This window comes from Arthrobacter sp. MYb23, from assembly GCF_002979775.1.
Lineage (GTDB): Bacteria > Actinomycetota > Actinomycetes > Actinomycetales > Micrococcaceae > Arthrobacter.
This window is the reverse complement of sequence record NZ_PCPR01000003.1, coordinates 233845-250009: the sequence shown is the minus strand read 5'-3', so window position 1 is coordinate 250009 and position 16165 is coordinate 233845. Positions and strand designations below refer to the sequence as shown.

The window sequence follows — 16165 nt, the reverse complement described above, 5'->3', positions numbered from 1 at the left end:
CCGGGAAATCATGCGGGCGGTGCGGGCGGAACGCATGAACTGGTGTGAACAAGCACAGCTCTGGTCAGCAGGCACACACCGAACCTGAAGATGGCGCCCATCCTGTGGACCGACTCCTGACCGAGCTGCGGTCGCAGTCCTCCGAGCTCGAACGGCTCCATGCCATCTACGGCGAACTGGAAACCAGAAACGGCCTCCTCCACAACGAAGTTTTGCGGCTGAAGCGCGCTCAGCGAACGAACGTCCAAGACCTCGCCCGTGTAGCAGCCATTTTGCTCCAGATTTCGCGCGCTAAAGGCATCGCCCTCGACCCAGTGACGCTCGACATCCTCCGCCGGCGCGGCTGGCTCCCGGCGAGAAACCGCACGGGAGCACGGCCATGACGATGTCCATCGCCAGGCTCTCAGTACGGTCAGGCCTCAAGTACCTGTTCAAGTCAACGATGTTGGACGACTTCTCCCCTACTCCCCCAGACACCATCAGCTATTACATGAAGACGGGAACGCCCCAAGGTCGTTGGTTGGGCAACGGCCTCCAAGGGATCGCCAGAGAAGCCGGAGATAAGGTCACGGAATCCGATGCACGTTCCATCTTCCAAGACGCGACCCACCCTGACAGCAACGAGCCGCTGGGGAGGGCCCACGGGCAGCTACCGATCGGCCAAGAGGCCAGTAACCACAATGCGGCGAAGCACGCCGTCGCCGGGTTCGACCTCACGTTCAGCGTCCCGAAGTCCGTCTCCACGCTGTGGGCCCTCAGCCCCCGCCCTGTCCAAGAGCAAATACTAGACACCCACCACGAGGCCATCGAAGCAACACTGGCCTGGATGGAAGAGCAGGTCATCAACACCAGGTCCGGTCGGAACGGAGTTGCACACGTCGGCACTAGAGGCGCCATCGCCGCAGCATTCGACCACTGGGAATCCCGCGCTGGCGACCCTCAGCTCCACACCCACCTTGTCATCGCGAACCGCGTCCAGCGCGTCACGGACGGCGCATGGGTCACTTTGGACTCTCGTTCGCTATACAAAGCCGTTGTCGCGGCCAGCGAACACTACAACGGCCTCCTCTTTGATGCATTGCACACGAGCCTCGGCACGGACACTGACATCCGAGCCCCAGCGCAAAACACTCATAACCCGAGCCAACAACTGACTGGCATCGCTGAAGCCCTTGTCCGTGAATTCTCCAATCGTTCAAGGCTCATCGACGTCGAAACCGATCGCCTGGTCGAACACTGGACCACAGACCACGGAGCTCGCCCGACAGCGACGACCATCGTGAGATTGCGCCAGCAAGCCACTCTCTCGACTCGAACTCCCAAGAATGTCGAGCCGTCCCCGTTACGAACACTGTCCGCACAGTGGCGAGACAGAGCAACGGCCAGGGGTTTTGATCCCGAATCCGTCGTCGCTTCCACCATTCGGCGCTCCCTCTCACGTCCGTTCCGCATTGGCGACTTCGCCCCGGGCTGGATTGCCGCCGTCGGGCTTATCACCCGGCAGCGTGTGGCGGCCAAGCGCTCAACGTGGAATCGCTGGAACCTGATCGCCGAGGGTGAGCGTGTGTGCGCTGAGATCCGTTGCGCTTCCCCTGCCGACCGCAACGCGTTGATTGAAGCGGTAGCTTCCTCTGCAGAGCGCCAATCCGTGCCGCTCAACGAGTACAGGTACAGCGTCCCCGCGGATGCTGCTGATGACCTGCGATTCGCCGGGCGCAGTGTCTTCGATTTCCCTGGATCGCGCCTCTACACGGATGAGTCGACACTTACCTTTGAGCACCAAGTCATGGCGGCGAAGAACGACGACGGCGGCCCGGCCGTGCCGGTCGAGCTCGCCTTCCAGACGCTCACCTCATACAGAAACCGCGGAGGGTCATCCCTGCACGATGACCAACTGACGGCAGCGTCGGATGTCCTGCTGAGCTCCAGCCGGCTCAACGCCATCGTCGGGCCGGCTGGGACCGGGAAGACGACGACCCTTGGCGCGGTCAAAGCAGCTTGGGAGGCAGCGTATGGGATGGGCAGTGTTGTCGGTCTGGCGCCGGCCGCTGCGAGCGCCGAGGTTCTCGGCTCGGAGCTGCGAATGGTCACTGAGAACATCGCTAAGTGGCTGCATGAATCTGTTGGGTCTGGTGCAGCCGAACGGGCAGCGCGATTCTTCCGTGCGGACAATCGACTCCGCACGGCCGCCACGCCCAGCCGCCCCATCGTTTGTCGCCTTCAACAAGAGGTCGCTCGTCTGGCCGCCGAGGAGAACCAATGGCTGTTCCGGCAAAACCAGCTGGTAATAGTGGATGAAGCCTCCATGGTCTCAACATTCCAGCTCGCAGCACTGGTCCGCCAAGCCAACGAAACGGGTGCCAAGATCCTCCTCGTTGGCGATCCAGCCCAGCTCGATTCGATCGATGCCGGCGGTGTGCTTGGTTGGCTTGATCGGCAAGGGAAGGCAGCTCGGTTGAGCACGATCTGGCGCTTCATGGATCCGTGGGAACGGTCAGCCTCCCTCGGGCTGCGTGAGGGACGTCCGTCTGTGCTCGCAGAGTATGAGGACCACGGTCGTATCAGGCATGGCCACTACTCGGACATGGTCGACCGTGCCTACTCCGCGTGGCACTCGGATGTCTTGGCTGGTCGACTTTCGGTCTTGATAGCTCCTGATAACGAGACCGTGCAAATGCTCAATGAACGTGCTCAAGCCGACAGGGTAAGTCTGGGCGATGTGGACGCGGAACGTGCCTTGCTCCTTCGGGACGGGCTTCGAGCCGGTCGTGGCGACATCGTTATCGCCCGTCGGAATGACCGATCCATTCGCGACGATCGAGGTGAGTTCCTTCGCAATGGGACGCTCCTCGAAGTCACGGGATTCGATAGACGCCACGGCGTTCTAAACGCAATACGCAAAGACACCGGAGCTGCCCTACTCTTGCCGAGCAGTTATGTGGAGTCATCCCTGGAGCTGGGCTACGCCACAACGGCCCATCGCAGTCAAGGCCTCACCGTCGACACTGGCCACACCGTCGTGACCCCCGGCCGCCTTACGCGGGAACTGCTGTACGTCAGCATGACGCGGGGCCGGCACTCCAACACGGCCTACGTCAGCGAGAACGACCCGGACGAGGACGAAATCCTGGACCCGACTGCCCGCTCGAGCTGGCGGGTGATCCTTGGCGAGGTCCTTGCTGCCGAAGGTGCGGAGCGAACGGCTCACGAGGTACGGGACTTCGAACGGCAGCACGCCGACAGCCTCGAGCGTCTGAGTCGCGAGTACGACTACTTGGCTCAAATCGCTGCGGGGTTGGATCTCATAAAGGCTATCGACCGTGTAATGCCCGGCTGTTCTGAGGAGATGCGCGAATCTCCAGCTTGGGGCGCCGCCGTCGCTGCCTGGCGACGAGCCAGCAACGTCAATCGCCCCGGAGCCCTGCGGACCTTGAATGAGGCTCTGGGCTCAGAAGCCAATGCACGGGACCTAACCGCAGTAGCCCACGCCCGGCTATGCAGGTTCTGCTCGGCGATGCCCCAAACGCCCCTCGATCCGTTGATTGAGAGGCTGACGATGGACCGACAAGACCTCGCAGAATCGCTGGACCAAGTACGACGGCGCATTGGGAACCGTGCCGAACGCGTCGCCAATGCGGCACTACTTGAGGAGCCTGAATGGACCACAGAATTGAGCCAGGACATCGGGGTAAGGACAGATCCTTTCGAGTGGGCTGCGTTGATTCGCGAGGTGGCCGTGTATCGAGATCGGTGGGGCCTCAATAGCGCGGCACTCGCCCTTGGTCCGACTCCGGCGGACTGGGAATGGGAACAGCGAGCGCAGTGGGACCACCTACGGCAAGAAATCACCCAAGCTGCCACACCAGAGCCAGGGCTAACAGATGTCAGCAACTTGTATGGGTTCGACTCCCCAATAAGCCTGACAAGCGCGGGGTGGCAGCTTTAAACTGGAAGCTGGAGCAAGTATGCAGATGAACCCAGTCCTCAAGCCGAGAGTATCAACACCCGCTCTTATCATTGCGAGCGCAATGACGCTGGTGCTTGCCCCAATTCTGGCCGCCCTGGCCTTTACGGTTACCGGTACCACTTGGCTACTGCTGACCATCGCCGCCCTAAGCGTCCTACTCATTGTCGTCTGGAGTCGGCGCCTTCGCGGTCTACAGCGGTGGCAATCGGAGACCGACGCTCAATGGAAGCGTCTCGAGGGTCTAAAAGAGGCCAGCGGGACTACAACTGAAATCACGGTGCTAACCGTCGACGCCCCTGAGCCGACAGGCGCGTGGGTCACCATCAGGTGGAATCGCTTCAATTACATCCATCCAGCATGGATAGAAGCACTCCCGGAGCCCATCTGGCCTGGGGCTGTTCTGCTGATCCGGCCGGATCCAACGCAGGTTCGACCGGGAGTTCCGTGGCCCGGGACGTACCGGATCAGCGGCGAACATGTCCTGGCGTGGGCGCCGCTGGTCGATCGCTAGAACCTGCGCCCAGCCCCCGAGGATTGCCTATCTCAAGCTTTCTGGCCCCGGCGAGCGTGCTTATCTGGGCTCACTATGAAGCGGGGCGCTGTGTAGTCCGCAGGAACGTAAGGACTTTGTTTTGCCACGATTCGTCACTCGGATTCATCTGTCGATGGTGAAATTAGGGATGCTGCTTGCGCGTGCAACTATTGAGCCATGTCTGGCTCGAGTTCACTTCTTTCCTTCACTGGACTTTGTCAAGGTCGCTCAGTCAATGATGTGCCGGGCCGACTCTTGGGGCAGCCCAGGTTTGCTGAGGTGCCGCGGTATTCTCAGGAAGCCGGTAGAGGCTGCCTTGACGAGGGCCGTCAAAGACATTTCTGCGGAGCTGCATTGCCGGGACGATGCTCTTTGAACCAAAATTGATGGCTGTCGGCTAGTTATTTTCCGCGATGACAGGACTCTTTGGTTCTGTCAGGGTAAGGGACTCGACCGGATATTTCCTTGGCGGGAAATGCCGCACGACAGGTTTCGCTCACCGTTGTGGACCCTTCGCGAAAATCCAATAGCCAAGGCCACCCTTGGTTTTTCAGGGATCTGGAGAGCTGCCGGGTTCCTGGAACATTCGCCTGCCAGGCTTCCGATAGGTCATGAATTCACTCTGGTGATCCCTTCGGGTGCAGATGGCCAGAAACTTTCGGCAGAGGTCTTGCGTTTGTGTCGCTCTTTAGAAGCACTGCGCTCTGGTTTGGCGGAAGACAACGAAGGCCCGCCAGTCACTTGACTGGCGAGCCTTCCTTTTTGTCTCCGAGCTTTTCGGTTTGTGTTAGTCGGACTTCAACGCCGCGCGGCCGGAGGAGTTAATCTCGATGTCCAATCCGTAAACGAATTTTGCCCGTTCCAAGGAAACGAGCCCATCTTCGACGTCTAGGCGGACTTTTTCGGGGTCGCGCGACTTGGGGTCACCGTAGCCTCCGCCTCCGTTGGTGATATTCACGATTCTCTCTCCTGGCTGCAGGATGACGTTTCCAGCAGACTGGAGTGATTCAACGGATCCGTCGATGCCGAGCTTTTCCACGGTCTGGGCATGCCCTGGGAGGCCGCCACGCACACCTTGCGGCGGGTAGACCGATCCGTCTGCGACATAGATGACGTTCATTGGGGTGTCTGTTGGACCGTACGTCACCCGTCCGGCCGGTGCTCCACGGAATTTGCCCGCGCCTTCGGAGTCAGGCAGCATCCTGCACTCATCGATCAGGACGGGGTACTTCCGTTCGTCAATCTCTACGGAGTCCCGGTACATGATGCCAGCGGTGACGGGGATACCGAAGAAGCCCCACCCGTCTGTTGTGGGGCTCGCAGGACCGCCGGAGGAAGCAAGGTATAGCTGGTTGATGTACTCCGAGTTCCCACGGCGGTTGTCGTGGCCGGAGATGACTCCCATACCAGGTCCTTGGCCGATGGCCCCTTCAGCGATGCCGTAGCCTTCGCCGAGCCCTGCAAAGGCAGCCTGGGTCATGTTAATGACCCGGTCTGCGACGTTGGTCGTGGCGACTGATGCTGATGAGGGGTGGGCGGGTATGCCAGCGATGCTGTTCTGACGTAGGGCCACCGTGACCCGCCGGAAGCTGCCTTCGTTGTATGGAATGGATTCGGTCAGCTGGTTAAAGATGCCGGTCATTCCGCTAGCTAGAGCGGTTGCTTCAGACATGTTGTAACCGGCCGGCACGCAGTCGATGTTGTCGCGCAGATCCACCAGTACCCGGGCTTCTTTGGGATCGATGGTCACTGTTACGTTCAGCGGGATCTCCTGATCCAGCTGGGGGATGGGGTCGTGGTTGGTGGTAGCAGTCAGGGTCGCTGCCGGCCATTGGCGGATCTGTTCAATCATCAGCCGCTCGGAATAGTTGAACCATTCCGTGATGAACGTCTTGATGGTGTCGACGCCGTACTTGGCGACGACTTCCTTCAGTCGCCGTTCGCCAATACGTGCGGCTCCGAGTGAGGCAAGGTAGTCGCCGTACCATTGTTCGGGCACACGGATCCTCCTCTTGCTCATGCGGATGATGTCTTGAACATCGTCGTAGTTGCTTTGAATTTTTACGCAGGGGTAGTTGATGGCACCCTCGTCGTAGATGTCCTTGGCGTACCCTGCGTAGGTTGTGGGGCGGCTGTTGCCGCAGTCAGCCTGGTGGGCTTTGGCGACGGCTGTGAAGAGGTGCTCTCCGTCGAAGAACACCGGTACCAGGATTGAGTGATCGGCATGATGGGTGTTGCCGTCATAGGGGTCATTGTGCAGGAAGGCGTCGCCCTCGTTTATGACGGGATGGTGCCGTTCCATGGATCTCGTCAGGAGCTGGCTTCCGATGACGTGAATCGGAAGCCCTTCGGCGGCTGAGAGGAGCTCGTTGTCGGCTGTGACGATGGAGCATGAGAAGTCCCGGGCGGTGTTGAGGATTGCCGAGCGGCCTGTCCTCAGCAGCGTGTTGGTCATTTCCCGGACGATCCCGTCGAGCCTGTTGGCGAGAACAGCGAGAAGCACCGGGTCGAAATCGTTTCGGACTTCGTCGGCGGGGGTTTCGGTGATGGTCATGGCTTTCTCGATTCAGTTCTCGTCAAGGTCTATCAACAGGCTGCGGAGCGGAGTCACACATGCACGGGAGCCGGGTGGAAGGACGATGGTGGTGGTCCGTTCCTCGATGATTGCCGGTCCTTCGATGATGGCGCCGATGCCAAGGGAGTCCCCGTCATAACAAGGAACATTTACATCTTGGGTCGCGCCAAAGTAGGCGCTCCTTGTGTTGACGGCACGCAGGGTTGCCCCGCTTTGGTCCTCTCGCTGCGCGGCCAGGTCCGGCGGGGAGAGTGGCACAGTCATGCGGGCGGCCCAAAGATCCCACTCCACGTCTTGTCCCTCTTCCTTCACAGCGAAGCTGCGTTCGTGGGCGGCGTGGAAAGTCTCCTGAAGGATTGCTACCGCATCGGGTGTTTTGAGGTGACCCTCTGCGATCGGGATGGGTAGGTCCCAGACCTGGTTCGGGTACCGTGCCTCGACTGAGTAATCCCGGCTCTGCTGAGCGGACAGTGCGGGAGGAAGGTTGGCGGCGAACTTGTCCAGGTCAGCGTCCAGTTTCGCCAGAGTCTTGGCAGAGGCGTCTGCATCAAAAAGCGCTGTTGTCATGTACTTTGTCGCCTGTACTTCGGCGACGATGTCGGCGAATTGGGCGCCGGCTGCGCTGAGTGCGCCAGCCGTTTTGGGCACCAGTACCTGCTTGCAGCCTAGTTCCTTGGCGAGCATGACGGCGTTGAGTCCGCCGGCGCCGCCGCCAGCTACGAATATGGATTCCCGGGGGTCAACGCCCTGGTTGATGGTGATCTCGCGGACCGCGCTGACCATCGCTTCGTTTGCTACCGCGAGGATTGCCCATGCGGCAGGGCGGAGTTCGATGCCGAGGGGTTCGGCGACCTGGGAACGGATGGCTTCCTGGGCTGATTCAAGATCGAGGGTCATTCGCCCGCCGAGGAAGTAGTCGGGGTTGAAGTATCCGAGTACGGCGGCGGCATCTGTCACGGTCGGTTTGTCACCGCCCCGGCCGTAGCATGCCGGGCCGGGGGTGGACCCGGAGCTGTGCGGGCCTACGCGCAGCAGTCCGCCTTTGTCGATCCAGGCGATTGACCCTCCGCCTGCGCCGATGCTGGTGACCTCAACCGATGACAGTCCTGTGATGTCGCCGGTCCATTGCGGCCCAAGCCAGGTTTCACGGGTTTTCTTGATTTGTCTGCCTTCGACGAGGCTGACGTCGAAGGTGGTTCCGCCGGAGTCGCCGACGATGAAATTACCGTGGTCGACTTCCTGGGACCCGTAGGCGTCGGCTGCGACAGGTGCCATGGAGGGCCCGGATCCTACGGTGTAGATGGGCCGTTTGAAGACTTCTTCAACGTGAAGGGCTCCTCCGAAGGAAGTTACGATGACCAGTTCCCCGCCGAAGCCGGCGTCTGCGAGGTCGGTCCGGATGGCGCCAAGGTGTGACTGCATCAGGGGCTTCAATGAGGCGTCAATTGCGGCGGATGAGGCTCGTCGGTATTCCCGGATGGTTGGGTTCAGCTCGTGGGAGAGCGTTACGGGAACGCCGGGCCATTCGTCAAGAATGATCTCCCGGATGCGCAGCTCGTGGTCGCTGTTGGCGATGGACCACAGTAGGCACACTGCGATTGCTTCTGCCTGGCCGTCGCGGGCAGCTCGGACGGCGGAGCGTACAGCCGACTCGTCCAGGGGACGTATTTCTTGGCCCTCGGAGCCGATGCGCCCCGGGATTTCAAATGTCAGGCGTGCTGGAATATAGGGTTCCGGGTAGGCCATGCGGAAATTAAAGGGCTCGTGCTTGCCCCCTTCCTTGAGCCGCAGGATGTCAGGGTGGCCCTCGGTGGTGAAGAACGCTGTCGGTGCGGTCTTTTTCTCAACTATGGCGTTGGTGGCGCGGGTCGTTCCATAGATGAACAGGCTCGAGTTGGACATGAGGTGTTCAAACGTAATCCCCATATCGGCTGCGATAAAGCGCAGGGCTTCGCGTGCACCGTCGAACATTCGATCCAACGTGGTGAGTGCCTTGTTGAAGACCAACCGTCCTTCTTCGTCTGCGACAACAACGTCGGTGAAGGTGCCGCCAGTGTCGACGGCGATTCTGTAACTCACAGGTAAATCTCCTAGCTAGGGGCTAATGGTTTAAGACGTCACTTTGTGTTTGGTTTTGCGGGGTCTGGTGAGGAGATGGGCCAGTCCAATGGCGACAACAAGGGCGATGCCGTTAAAGATGGGTTCGACCCAGGAAGGTGCTCCGAGAAGGCTCAGTCCGGACACTCCGACAGCGATCAGATACACGGCAGTGATGACGCCCAGGGCGTTGTAGTGGCCGAGCTTGTACCCGGCAAGGCTCAGGAACGCTGCGGCAAACGCGGGAAGGAAATATGCGGAGAACGAGGTGGGGCTTGCGGACCCCACCCGTCCAACGATGATGATTCCGGCCAGGGACGCCAGGACCGGGGCGGCGATGATAAGTGCTGCACGGAGCCTGCCTGTGGGAATACCTGCCAGTTTGGCAGCGGTTTCGTTGGCCCCAATTGCGTAGAACTTTCGTCCCAGGGGCCGTTTTTCCAAGACAAACCAGAGAACAGCGGTGACGAAGGCGAGGATGTAGACGGGCAGCCCGATTCCGAAGATCCGGGTGGTGCCGATGAAGGTGAACTCCGGGGCGATGGCGTCATAAATCACTGAACCGTTGGAGTACAGCAGGATCAGGCCGGTGAGAACTGAGTTGGTGCCGAGGGAAACAACGAACGAGGGCAGCTTGAACCGGATGACCAGGACAGCGTGGGTGATGCCCACAGTGAGTCCGACGGCCAGTACGACCAGGGCTGTGACGGTCCAGGGCATGCCTTGGCGCGCTGGCAGCCCCGCTGCGAGCATGGCGCAAAAACCCATGACGGATGCCAGGGACAAATCGTATTCGTTGACGATCAGTGGCAGCATCACTGACAGTGCCAGCAACCCCAGGATGGCGTTTTCGGCCAGAATGGTTGACGTGTTGGCTGAGGTGGCGAAGGTGCCGGGGAGGATGGCTGAGAAGAGGGCGAACAGGCCCAGGAGCAGTGCAAGCATGGCGTAGCCGCCGTAGGTCCTTTTCGGACGCTGGACAACACCTCCTTCTTGGGCCCTTTGGGCGGCGAGATTGCTGCCGCGTGCTTCGTCAGTCAACATGAACTTCCCTTTCGTGCATTGCTTTTAGGATTTCGGCACCGGTGATAGGCGCCCCAAGTTCGCTGATGATCCGTCCACCGTCGACAACGATGATCCGGTCACAGTAGGCGTAGATCTCTTCAGGCTCCCCGGTAATGAGGACAACGCTTCGTCCGCTGCGGGCGTACTCGTGAAGGTTCTCCAGGATCTGGGCCTTCGCGTGGACGTCAACTCCTTGGGTTGGTTCCTCGGCCACAAGAACCTCCGGTTCTGTATGTAGCCAACGGGCAAAGAGGATTTTCTGCTGGTTCCCACCGCTGAAGCTCAGCATCGGTGCCTCGGTGTCCGGAGGGTAGACAGTCATGGCTTCAAACGAGGCCTTCATCGCTTCCCGTTCTGCGCGGACGTTGATGGCGCCGGTCCGGAGGAACCGCTTCAGGCCGGTGATCGACGCGTTTTCGCGTGCGGAAAGACCACTCAGGACAGCATTGCGCGCACGGTCGGAGGGGACATAACCGACCTTTTGGAGGTCAATACGCCCCGTGGGGGACGATGCCAGGCGGACTGTGCCCGATAAGGGTGCCGAACGGCCGCTGATATAGCGTCCAATTTCTTCGACTCCGCTGCCGAGCATGCCAATGATGCCGAGGACTTCACCCCGTCGGACGTTGAACCAGCAGTCAGTGAGGATCAGCCCGCTCACTGACTCAGCGCTCAGGATGACTTTTGCGTCCGCATCAGCCAGTATCCCGTGTGCTGGAGCTGATTGCGTCCCGGCCGGCCCAATTTCTGAAGAGGCCGAGACGCTGCCGATTCGGGCTGCAAGTGAGGCGACGTCCATACCCGTCGTTGATCCGCTGTAGACGACCTTGCCGTTGTAGAGGACGGTGACGTCCGGGGCAATGGACAGGACTTCCTGAAGCCTGTGCGAGATGAACAAGACAGCGATTCCGTCCTCCGCGCAGGCCTGCATGACTTTCAGGAGTTGTTCGGTCTGGGCTGCGGGCAGTGTCGACGTTGGCTCATCAAGGACAAGGACGGTGGTGTTCCCGTCGTGCTCTCCCAACGCTCGTGCAATGGCCACGATCGTGGCCTCGGCTTTGGTGATCTCGCCGACCGGGCTGTAGAGGAGGTGCTGGATGCCGAACCTCCTGAGCAGCCCTTCTGCCCGGGTGGATTCTTGTCTCCAGTCAATAACACCGCGCTTCATGTTGGGTTTCCGGCCTAGGGTCATGTTCTCCAGGACGGTCATGTTGTCAATCAGGGCCAGGTCCTGGTGAACAAAGCCGACCCCGGGGTTGGCGCCGAGCAGCTCGATGGTTCCTTCATCGGCTGTGTGGAATCCGGACAGCAGCTTTACCATCGTGGATTTGCCGGAACCGTTCATGCCTACCAAGGCGTGGATCTGACCGGCATACAGCGTGAGACTGGCACCGTTCAGGGCGGTATTGGCGCCGAACCTTTTGGTGACGTTGGTTAGTTTCAGCGCCGGCCGTGGATGGGCAATGTCGGTCACTTGCCGGCCCAGATGGTCTTGAAGGTGCTCTTGTAGTCGGCGTCTCCGTCCCATTGGGAACCAGGGGTGATGTCCTTGACATTTTCGGTCGTGATCAGGCGGGTGGGGATTTTCTGTTCTACGATCGGCTGGTCCTGGAGGAGGCGATTGACGTTGTCAAAAGCTGCCCAGGTGCCCCATTTGATCGCTACGGCCGACGTAGCGGAAGCTTTTCCGTCACGGATGAACTGGAGCATGGCGCTGATGCCATTGAACCCCCCGATCATGACGGGCTTCTCGGGTGTAGGAGTCAGGGTAGGGACTGCGGAGATCAGCGCGGCATCGTAGCCTCCGATAACGACGTTGATGTTCGGGTTCTGCCGAAGGTTGGAGCTGATGAGCGTCGGGATGCGTGTAGCGGCGTCGCTTGAGACGAACTGGTCATCCTTGGCAATCGTGCAGGTTCCGCATTCCTCGAACGTTTTCTTCGCGGCTGTTACCCAGGTGTTGACGACATTGAATTCCGGTGCGTTCAGAAGGCTGACGTTGGCCTTGCCACCCGTTTTCCAGATCATGTAGTTGGCCATGTTGATGCCCTGCTGTTCCAGCGGTTCGTCAACTTCGAAGCTCACTCCGGTATCGCTGGGCTTGTTGGCCCCGTCCCAGCTTCCGACCACAATGCCTGCCGCCCGCGCAGCCTTCAGCGGTTCAGCGACAGCGTCTGCCGAGATGGCATTGAGGATAATGGCATCGTACTTCTGGTCGATTGCCTGGCTGATGGACCGGGAATAGATCTGGGGATCGAACTTGCCGTCAACCACCGTCACATCCCAGCCAATGGCTGTACCAGCCTCTCTTGCTGCGTCAGCGGGTCCTTTACACCCTTCTGCTGCAAAGCCGCAGGAAATGAACATGACCTTCGCACCTGCCTTAGCGGCAGGCCCTGTGGCGGGCCCCTTCCAGACAGACTCTGGATTCATTGCCTGCTCGGCGGCGGTCTGGTACTTGGCAACGTCCACGGCCTCACCATTCCCGGACGAGGCAGCTGTTCCCCCCGAACAGGCGGCCAGCGAAAGAGCAATAAGGCCGGCCGCGGTGCCGGCGATGAATTTACGCATTTAGATCCTCCATGGGGTCCACAAACAGACGGTCGTGGCTTGGCTAACAGTTGTTAGTTAGGCTGAGATTCAGTGTGGCGTGCCGAGGGCGCGGAATCAAGAGTTTCCCGAATGTTTTTCCTCCCGGAAACCTTGGGAAACCTGCAGATAACAACTGTTAGTAAGTCTGCCGTTCCGCGTATAGGGTGTCCCTATGCAAAGTACAACGCGATCGACGGCGGCTCTTGACGCTATCCGTGATTACCTTGAGGCCCAGAACTTGGAGGCCGAGACCGAAGGACGTCGGAAAATTATGCAGGCCGTTTTGGCGGTCGCCGTGGGCAAGGGCATCTCTGGAGTTACCATGAGGGGCATTGCCAAGGAGGTGGACATCAAGGCGGGAAGCCTGTACTCACATTTCGAGGGTGGGAAGGACGAACTGATCGGGGAGACACTTCGCTGGAATTACAACGAGTTTTTCCTTTCAATTCTTCGGGCACTGCCCGAGGGCGGAACCCCGGAAGAGCAGCTTCGCGGAGTCGTTCGCGGACACATCGACTTTCAGCTCTCCTCGTCCTGGCAGAATCTTTTCGAGACCCTCATCGCCGCAGACAGGGCAGGCAACTTCCTTTCGGAGGCCACTCGGGAGCAGGTTCGGCGCCGCAGGGAGCTGTACCTGAACTACGTTCGGGCGATTGTGACGGAAATCGAAGGAGATGGCTTCGACACCGCCAGGGCATGGGGCGTCATTAACTTCCTCAACGAGGCCATCACATTGGCCGGGCACGTTCCTTCCGGAACGAAGCGTGAAGAGCTTGACCAGTTCGCATTCAACGTCTGCATGGCAATTGCCAAAAGCCAACCCCATTCGCCCTCGGGCAATGACGGGGCGAAATTGAACGGCGCCCGGAGGTAACCTTCTGCAAACTGGGGACTTGATGACAGGTACGCCCAACGGGGGAGATTCAGCTTGATCAAACTGGTCCAGCGGTGCCGACAGGTCGCGGTAATCGGCGCAGTTCGGTTGCCCTACTCACTCATCACGGGGCTCGTTTGACACGTCTTTCCGGCCTACCCGTAGTTCCTAAGCCTAGAGCGGCATATGGGGCATGTTGCATATCATTTTCAGATAAACCCTATCCGGCATATCAACGGGATCAATCCAGATCTCGTAGCCTTCGGCCGCTTCGTAGATTGTCCGTCGTTCATTCTGGTCGGCCGCGAGCCAAAGCATGGAAGAATCCGGCATAACGTCAGCGATGACGCCCGTTCGGATCATCTTCCGATGCTGCCGGATCTCGACTCTGGAGCCAAGAAGTTGACTCCAGTCATCGCATCGCTAGGTTGCCACGGTTTCCTTTCATTTGGATTGTCCGCCCGGCCGTGCAGTGGCCGTTGCGGAACCGGGATCCTAGTCCGTTTCCGGACCGTCGCAGTAGTGGCAGCCGTCCTCACAGGCGTCCGGTTTCCCAAGTGACGGGGAAATAACGAAAGGGGAGGCCGGGGTCCGGCTATCCTCCAGTTTGCTGCTGTTCCGGCCGGAACGCTCCCCTGTTTGTAATCCTTTGGGTTTGCGAGTCGTGTTAGAGGCTGTCAAGGGAGACCTCTAACGCGGGGTGGTCATGCCTGGGCGGGCGTGCTGGATCTTTGCTAACCAGGGCCCAGGTTACTGCGACCCCTTCGTGGGTTGGCATCAGACTGCCCTCGGTGATGAAGCACACTTCGGCACCGTAGCCCGGGGACCACCAGCCGTTGTGTGGACAGTGGTCCCCTGTTTTGGGCCCTTCACCCAGAGCAAGATCGCGGTTGTGGGCGTGCTTGTTCCCGATACGTTTCTTCATGTTTATCGTCCTGTTCACCTTCGCGGCCCGTCGGCTAGGCATGCTAAATTCTGGCAATTCTTTCGATGTCCTCAAGGAATTCCTTAACGGTGGCTTCTGTTACTGTCGCCCTGGTTTCGGTGATTGCGGTGAGGTACGCATCGGTGGAAAGCTCCGCTTCAGGTTGCTCCTGACGGCAGGGCAGGACGGCTTGCTCGAAAGCGTTTTGCGAGGTCTTCCGTGCGGCAAACTCGATATCTGCGGGGGAGAAACGCTCGGAGGCCGCGGCCAGCAGGTCTATGTCCACTTCCGTGGCGGTGCCAGGTATGTAGCGGCGCCAGATGGCTGCCCGTGCCGCCGCGTCGGGGGCGCCGATGGGAATGACGTAGTCGAACCGCCCATGACGGAGGAATGCCAGGTCCAGGGATCTGATGAAATTCGTGGCACAAATGAGGATGCCCCCCGGCTGCTCGCGGAAAGCCGGAATGATTTTGAGCAGTTCGTTTGTCACTCCCTGCAGCACCGATGCTCTTTCTCCGTTTCTTGCGGAGGCAATTTCTTCTACTTCATCGATGAAGACAACGACATGGTCGAGGCCGGAAATATCCAAGAATGTTTGACGCAGCGCGGCGGCCAGACCCTGGGGGTCTGCTGCCAGCCGCGAAGGAAAGACTTCGACAAAGGGCCAGTCGAGGCGGGACGCCACAGCCTTGGCAAAAGTCGTTTTGCCTGTTCCGGGGGGACCGAAGAGGACGACCGCCTGCGGAGGAACGACACCGAGCGAGTTTGCAAGGTCCGGGCGCGCCAGAGGAAGGATGAGCCTTTGCTCTATCAGTTCTTTCTCGTGTTGCATCCCGGCCAGTCCGTCCCACAACCCGCGGGGAAGGATCCGGCCACCCAAATGCGTCAGTGGCGGCATTTCCTGAGGTTGGACGGGAAGAATCCGTTCAAAGTAGTGCAGGTCTTCTTCAAAGCGGTATTCGCTGTTGCGGAACGCCTTGACCCGGGTTTCGGAAGCGGGCAGCAATGCCGAAATCCTCCGGATTCCTTGGTCTGCAAGGCGGCGTTCGAGGCCTGCGAGCAGGGCACTTCCCAGGCCCTGCCCGCGCCAGGCCGACGCTTGGGCCAACATCAGTATCCAGGCCCGATCCTCTTGTATCATGCAGGTGACAGCGCCGATAACTTCGTCGCGAACAACCGCGACGACGGCCAGATCATCGGAACATGTACGGATGATCTCGGAGAGGGTGTAAACGGGATGAACGCTGTCCGTGCGTGACGCCTGCCAGACGCTGATGACCTGGTCGAGATCGTCAGCGTGGAAGTCGCGAACGCTCCATGGCTGCATGGTGTTCTCTCCTGTTAGAGGTCCTGGCCGCCTCTGTAGGTTCAGGCGAGCGGATTGATCCGGAGCAGCCTCGACGGGGCCCATGCGGCGTGTAGCGGGTGGTTAAGGATTGTCGCGGGCCGAACCTGATCGACGATGATGCCCTTGGTCCATCCCGCCGATATCGTTAGCGGTTTCACGCGTGAGCTAAGTGTCATGAGTGCCGATCAGC

At 59.8% G+C, this 16165-nt stretch carries 9 protein-coding genes; 3 read left to right on the top strand and 6 right to left on the bottom strand.

Features of this window, described 5'->3' with window-relative positions; translation table 11 throughout:
* Positions 1-44 precede the first annotated feature (44 nt).
* Both CQ020_RS05905 and mobF read left to right on the top strand, forming a co-directional pair.
* A complete protein-coding gene (locus CQ020_RS05905) occupies positions 45-383 on the top strand; it encodes a hypothetical protein (RefSeq protein ID WP_258141723.1) in 339 nt (112 codons plus the stop codon).
* The gene (gene mobF, locus CQ020_RS05900; protein ID WP_105690972.1) at positions 380-3946 is read left to right on the top strand and encodes a MobF family relaxase; all 3567 of its coding nucleotides are present in this window, start codon (positions 380-382) and stop codon (positions 3944-3946) included. Before CQ020_RS05905 ends, mobF begins: the two co-directional genes overlap by 4 nt.
* 1340 nt (positions 3947-5286) lie before the next feature.
* Here the strand turns inward: mobF and CQ020_RS05890 are convergent.
* Genes CQ020_RS05890 through CQ020_RS05870 form a run of 5 tightly spaced genes read right to left on the bottom strand, consistent with a single transcriptional unit; the run spans position 5287 to position 12807 of the window.
* Positions 5287-7053 carry a hydantoinase B/oxoprolinase family protein gene (locus CQ020_RS05890; RefSeq protein WP_105690970.1) on the bottom strand — a complete coding sequence of 589 codons (1767 nt, stop codon included), beginning with the start codon at positions 7051-7053 and terminating at the stop codon, positions 5287-5289.
* Between the two features lie 12 nt (positions 7054-7065).
* Positions 7066-9153 (bottom strand): hydantoinase/oxoprolinase family protein, encoded by a 2088-nt coding sequence (locus CQ020_RS05885; RefSeq protein WP_105690969.1) that lies wholly within the window; start codon positions 9151-9153, stop codon positions 7066-7068.
* A gap of 30 nt (positions 9154-9183) precedes the next feature.
* Entirely contained in the window at positions 9184-10215 is a 1032-nt protein-coding gene (locus CQ020_RS05880) for an ABC transporter permease (RefSeq protein ID WP_105690968.1), read from the bottom strand.
* Positions 10205-11710: a sugar ABC transporter ATP-binding protein gene (locus CQ020_RS05875; protein WP_181151772.1), complete on the bottom strand. Its 1506-nt coding sequence runs from the start codon at positions 11708-11710 to the stop codon at positions 10205-10207. The genes CQ020_RS05880 and CQ020_RS05875 overlap by 11 nt, the downstream gene beginning before the upstream one ends.
* The gene (locus tag CQ020_RS05870; RefSeq protein ID WP_105690966.1) at positions 11707-12807 is read right to left on the bottom strand and encodes a sugar ABC transporter substrate-binding protein; all 1101 of its coding nucleotides are present in this window, start codon (positions 12805-12807) and stop codon (positions 11707-11709) included. The genes CQ020_RS05875 and CQ020_RS05870 overlap by 4 nt, the downstream gene beginning before the upstream one ends.
* Positions 12808-13000: 193 nt before the next feature.
* Between CQ020_RS05870 and CQ020_RS05865 the strand changes: the two genes are divergently transcribed.
* On the top strand, positions 13001-13702 hold the full coding sequence (locus tag CQ020_RS05865; RefSeq protein WP_105690965.1) for a TetR/AcrR family transcriptional regulator: 702 nt from the start codon (positions 13001-13003) through the stop codon (positions 13700-13702).
* Positions 13703-14670: 968 nt separating this feature from the next.
* Here the strand turns inward: CQ020_RS05865 and CQ020_RS05850 are convergent.
* On the bottom strand, positions 14671-15954 hold the full coding sequence (locus CQ020_RS05850) for an ATP-binding protein (protein ID WP_105690962.1): 1284 nt from the start codon (positions 15952-15954) through the stop codon (positions 14671-14673).
* Positions 15955-16165 lie beyond the last annotated feature (211 nt).

Coding starts and splice junctions, on each gene's coding strand:
- mobF (WP_105690972.1), top strand. CDS start 380: ATGACGATGTCCATCGCCAGGCTCTCAGTACGGTCAGGCCTCAAGTAC.
- CQ020_RS05890 (WP_105690970.1), bottom strand. CDS start 7,053: ATGACCATCACCGAAACCCCCGCCGACGAAGTCCGAAACGATTTCGAC.
- CQ020_RS05880 (WP_105690968.1), bottom strand. CDS start 10,215: ATGTTGACTGACGAAGCACGCGGCAGCAATCTCGCCGCCCAAAGGGCC.
- CQ020_RS05870 (WP_105690966.1), bottom strand. CDS start 12,807: ATGCGTAAATTCATCGCCGGCACCGCGGCCGGCCTTATTGCTCTTTCG.
- CQ020_RS05865 (WP_105690965.1), top strand. CDS start 13,001: ATGCAAAGTACAACGCGATCGACGGCGGCTCTTGACGCTATCCGTGAT.
- CQ020_RS05850 (WP_105690962.1), bottom strand. CDS start 15,954: ATGCAGCCATGGAGCGTTCGCGACTTCCACGCTGACGATCTCGACCAG.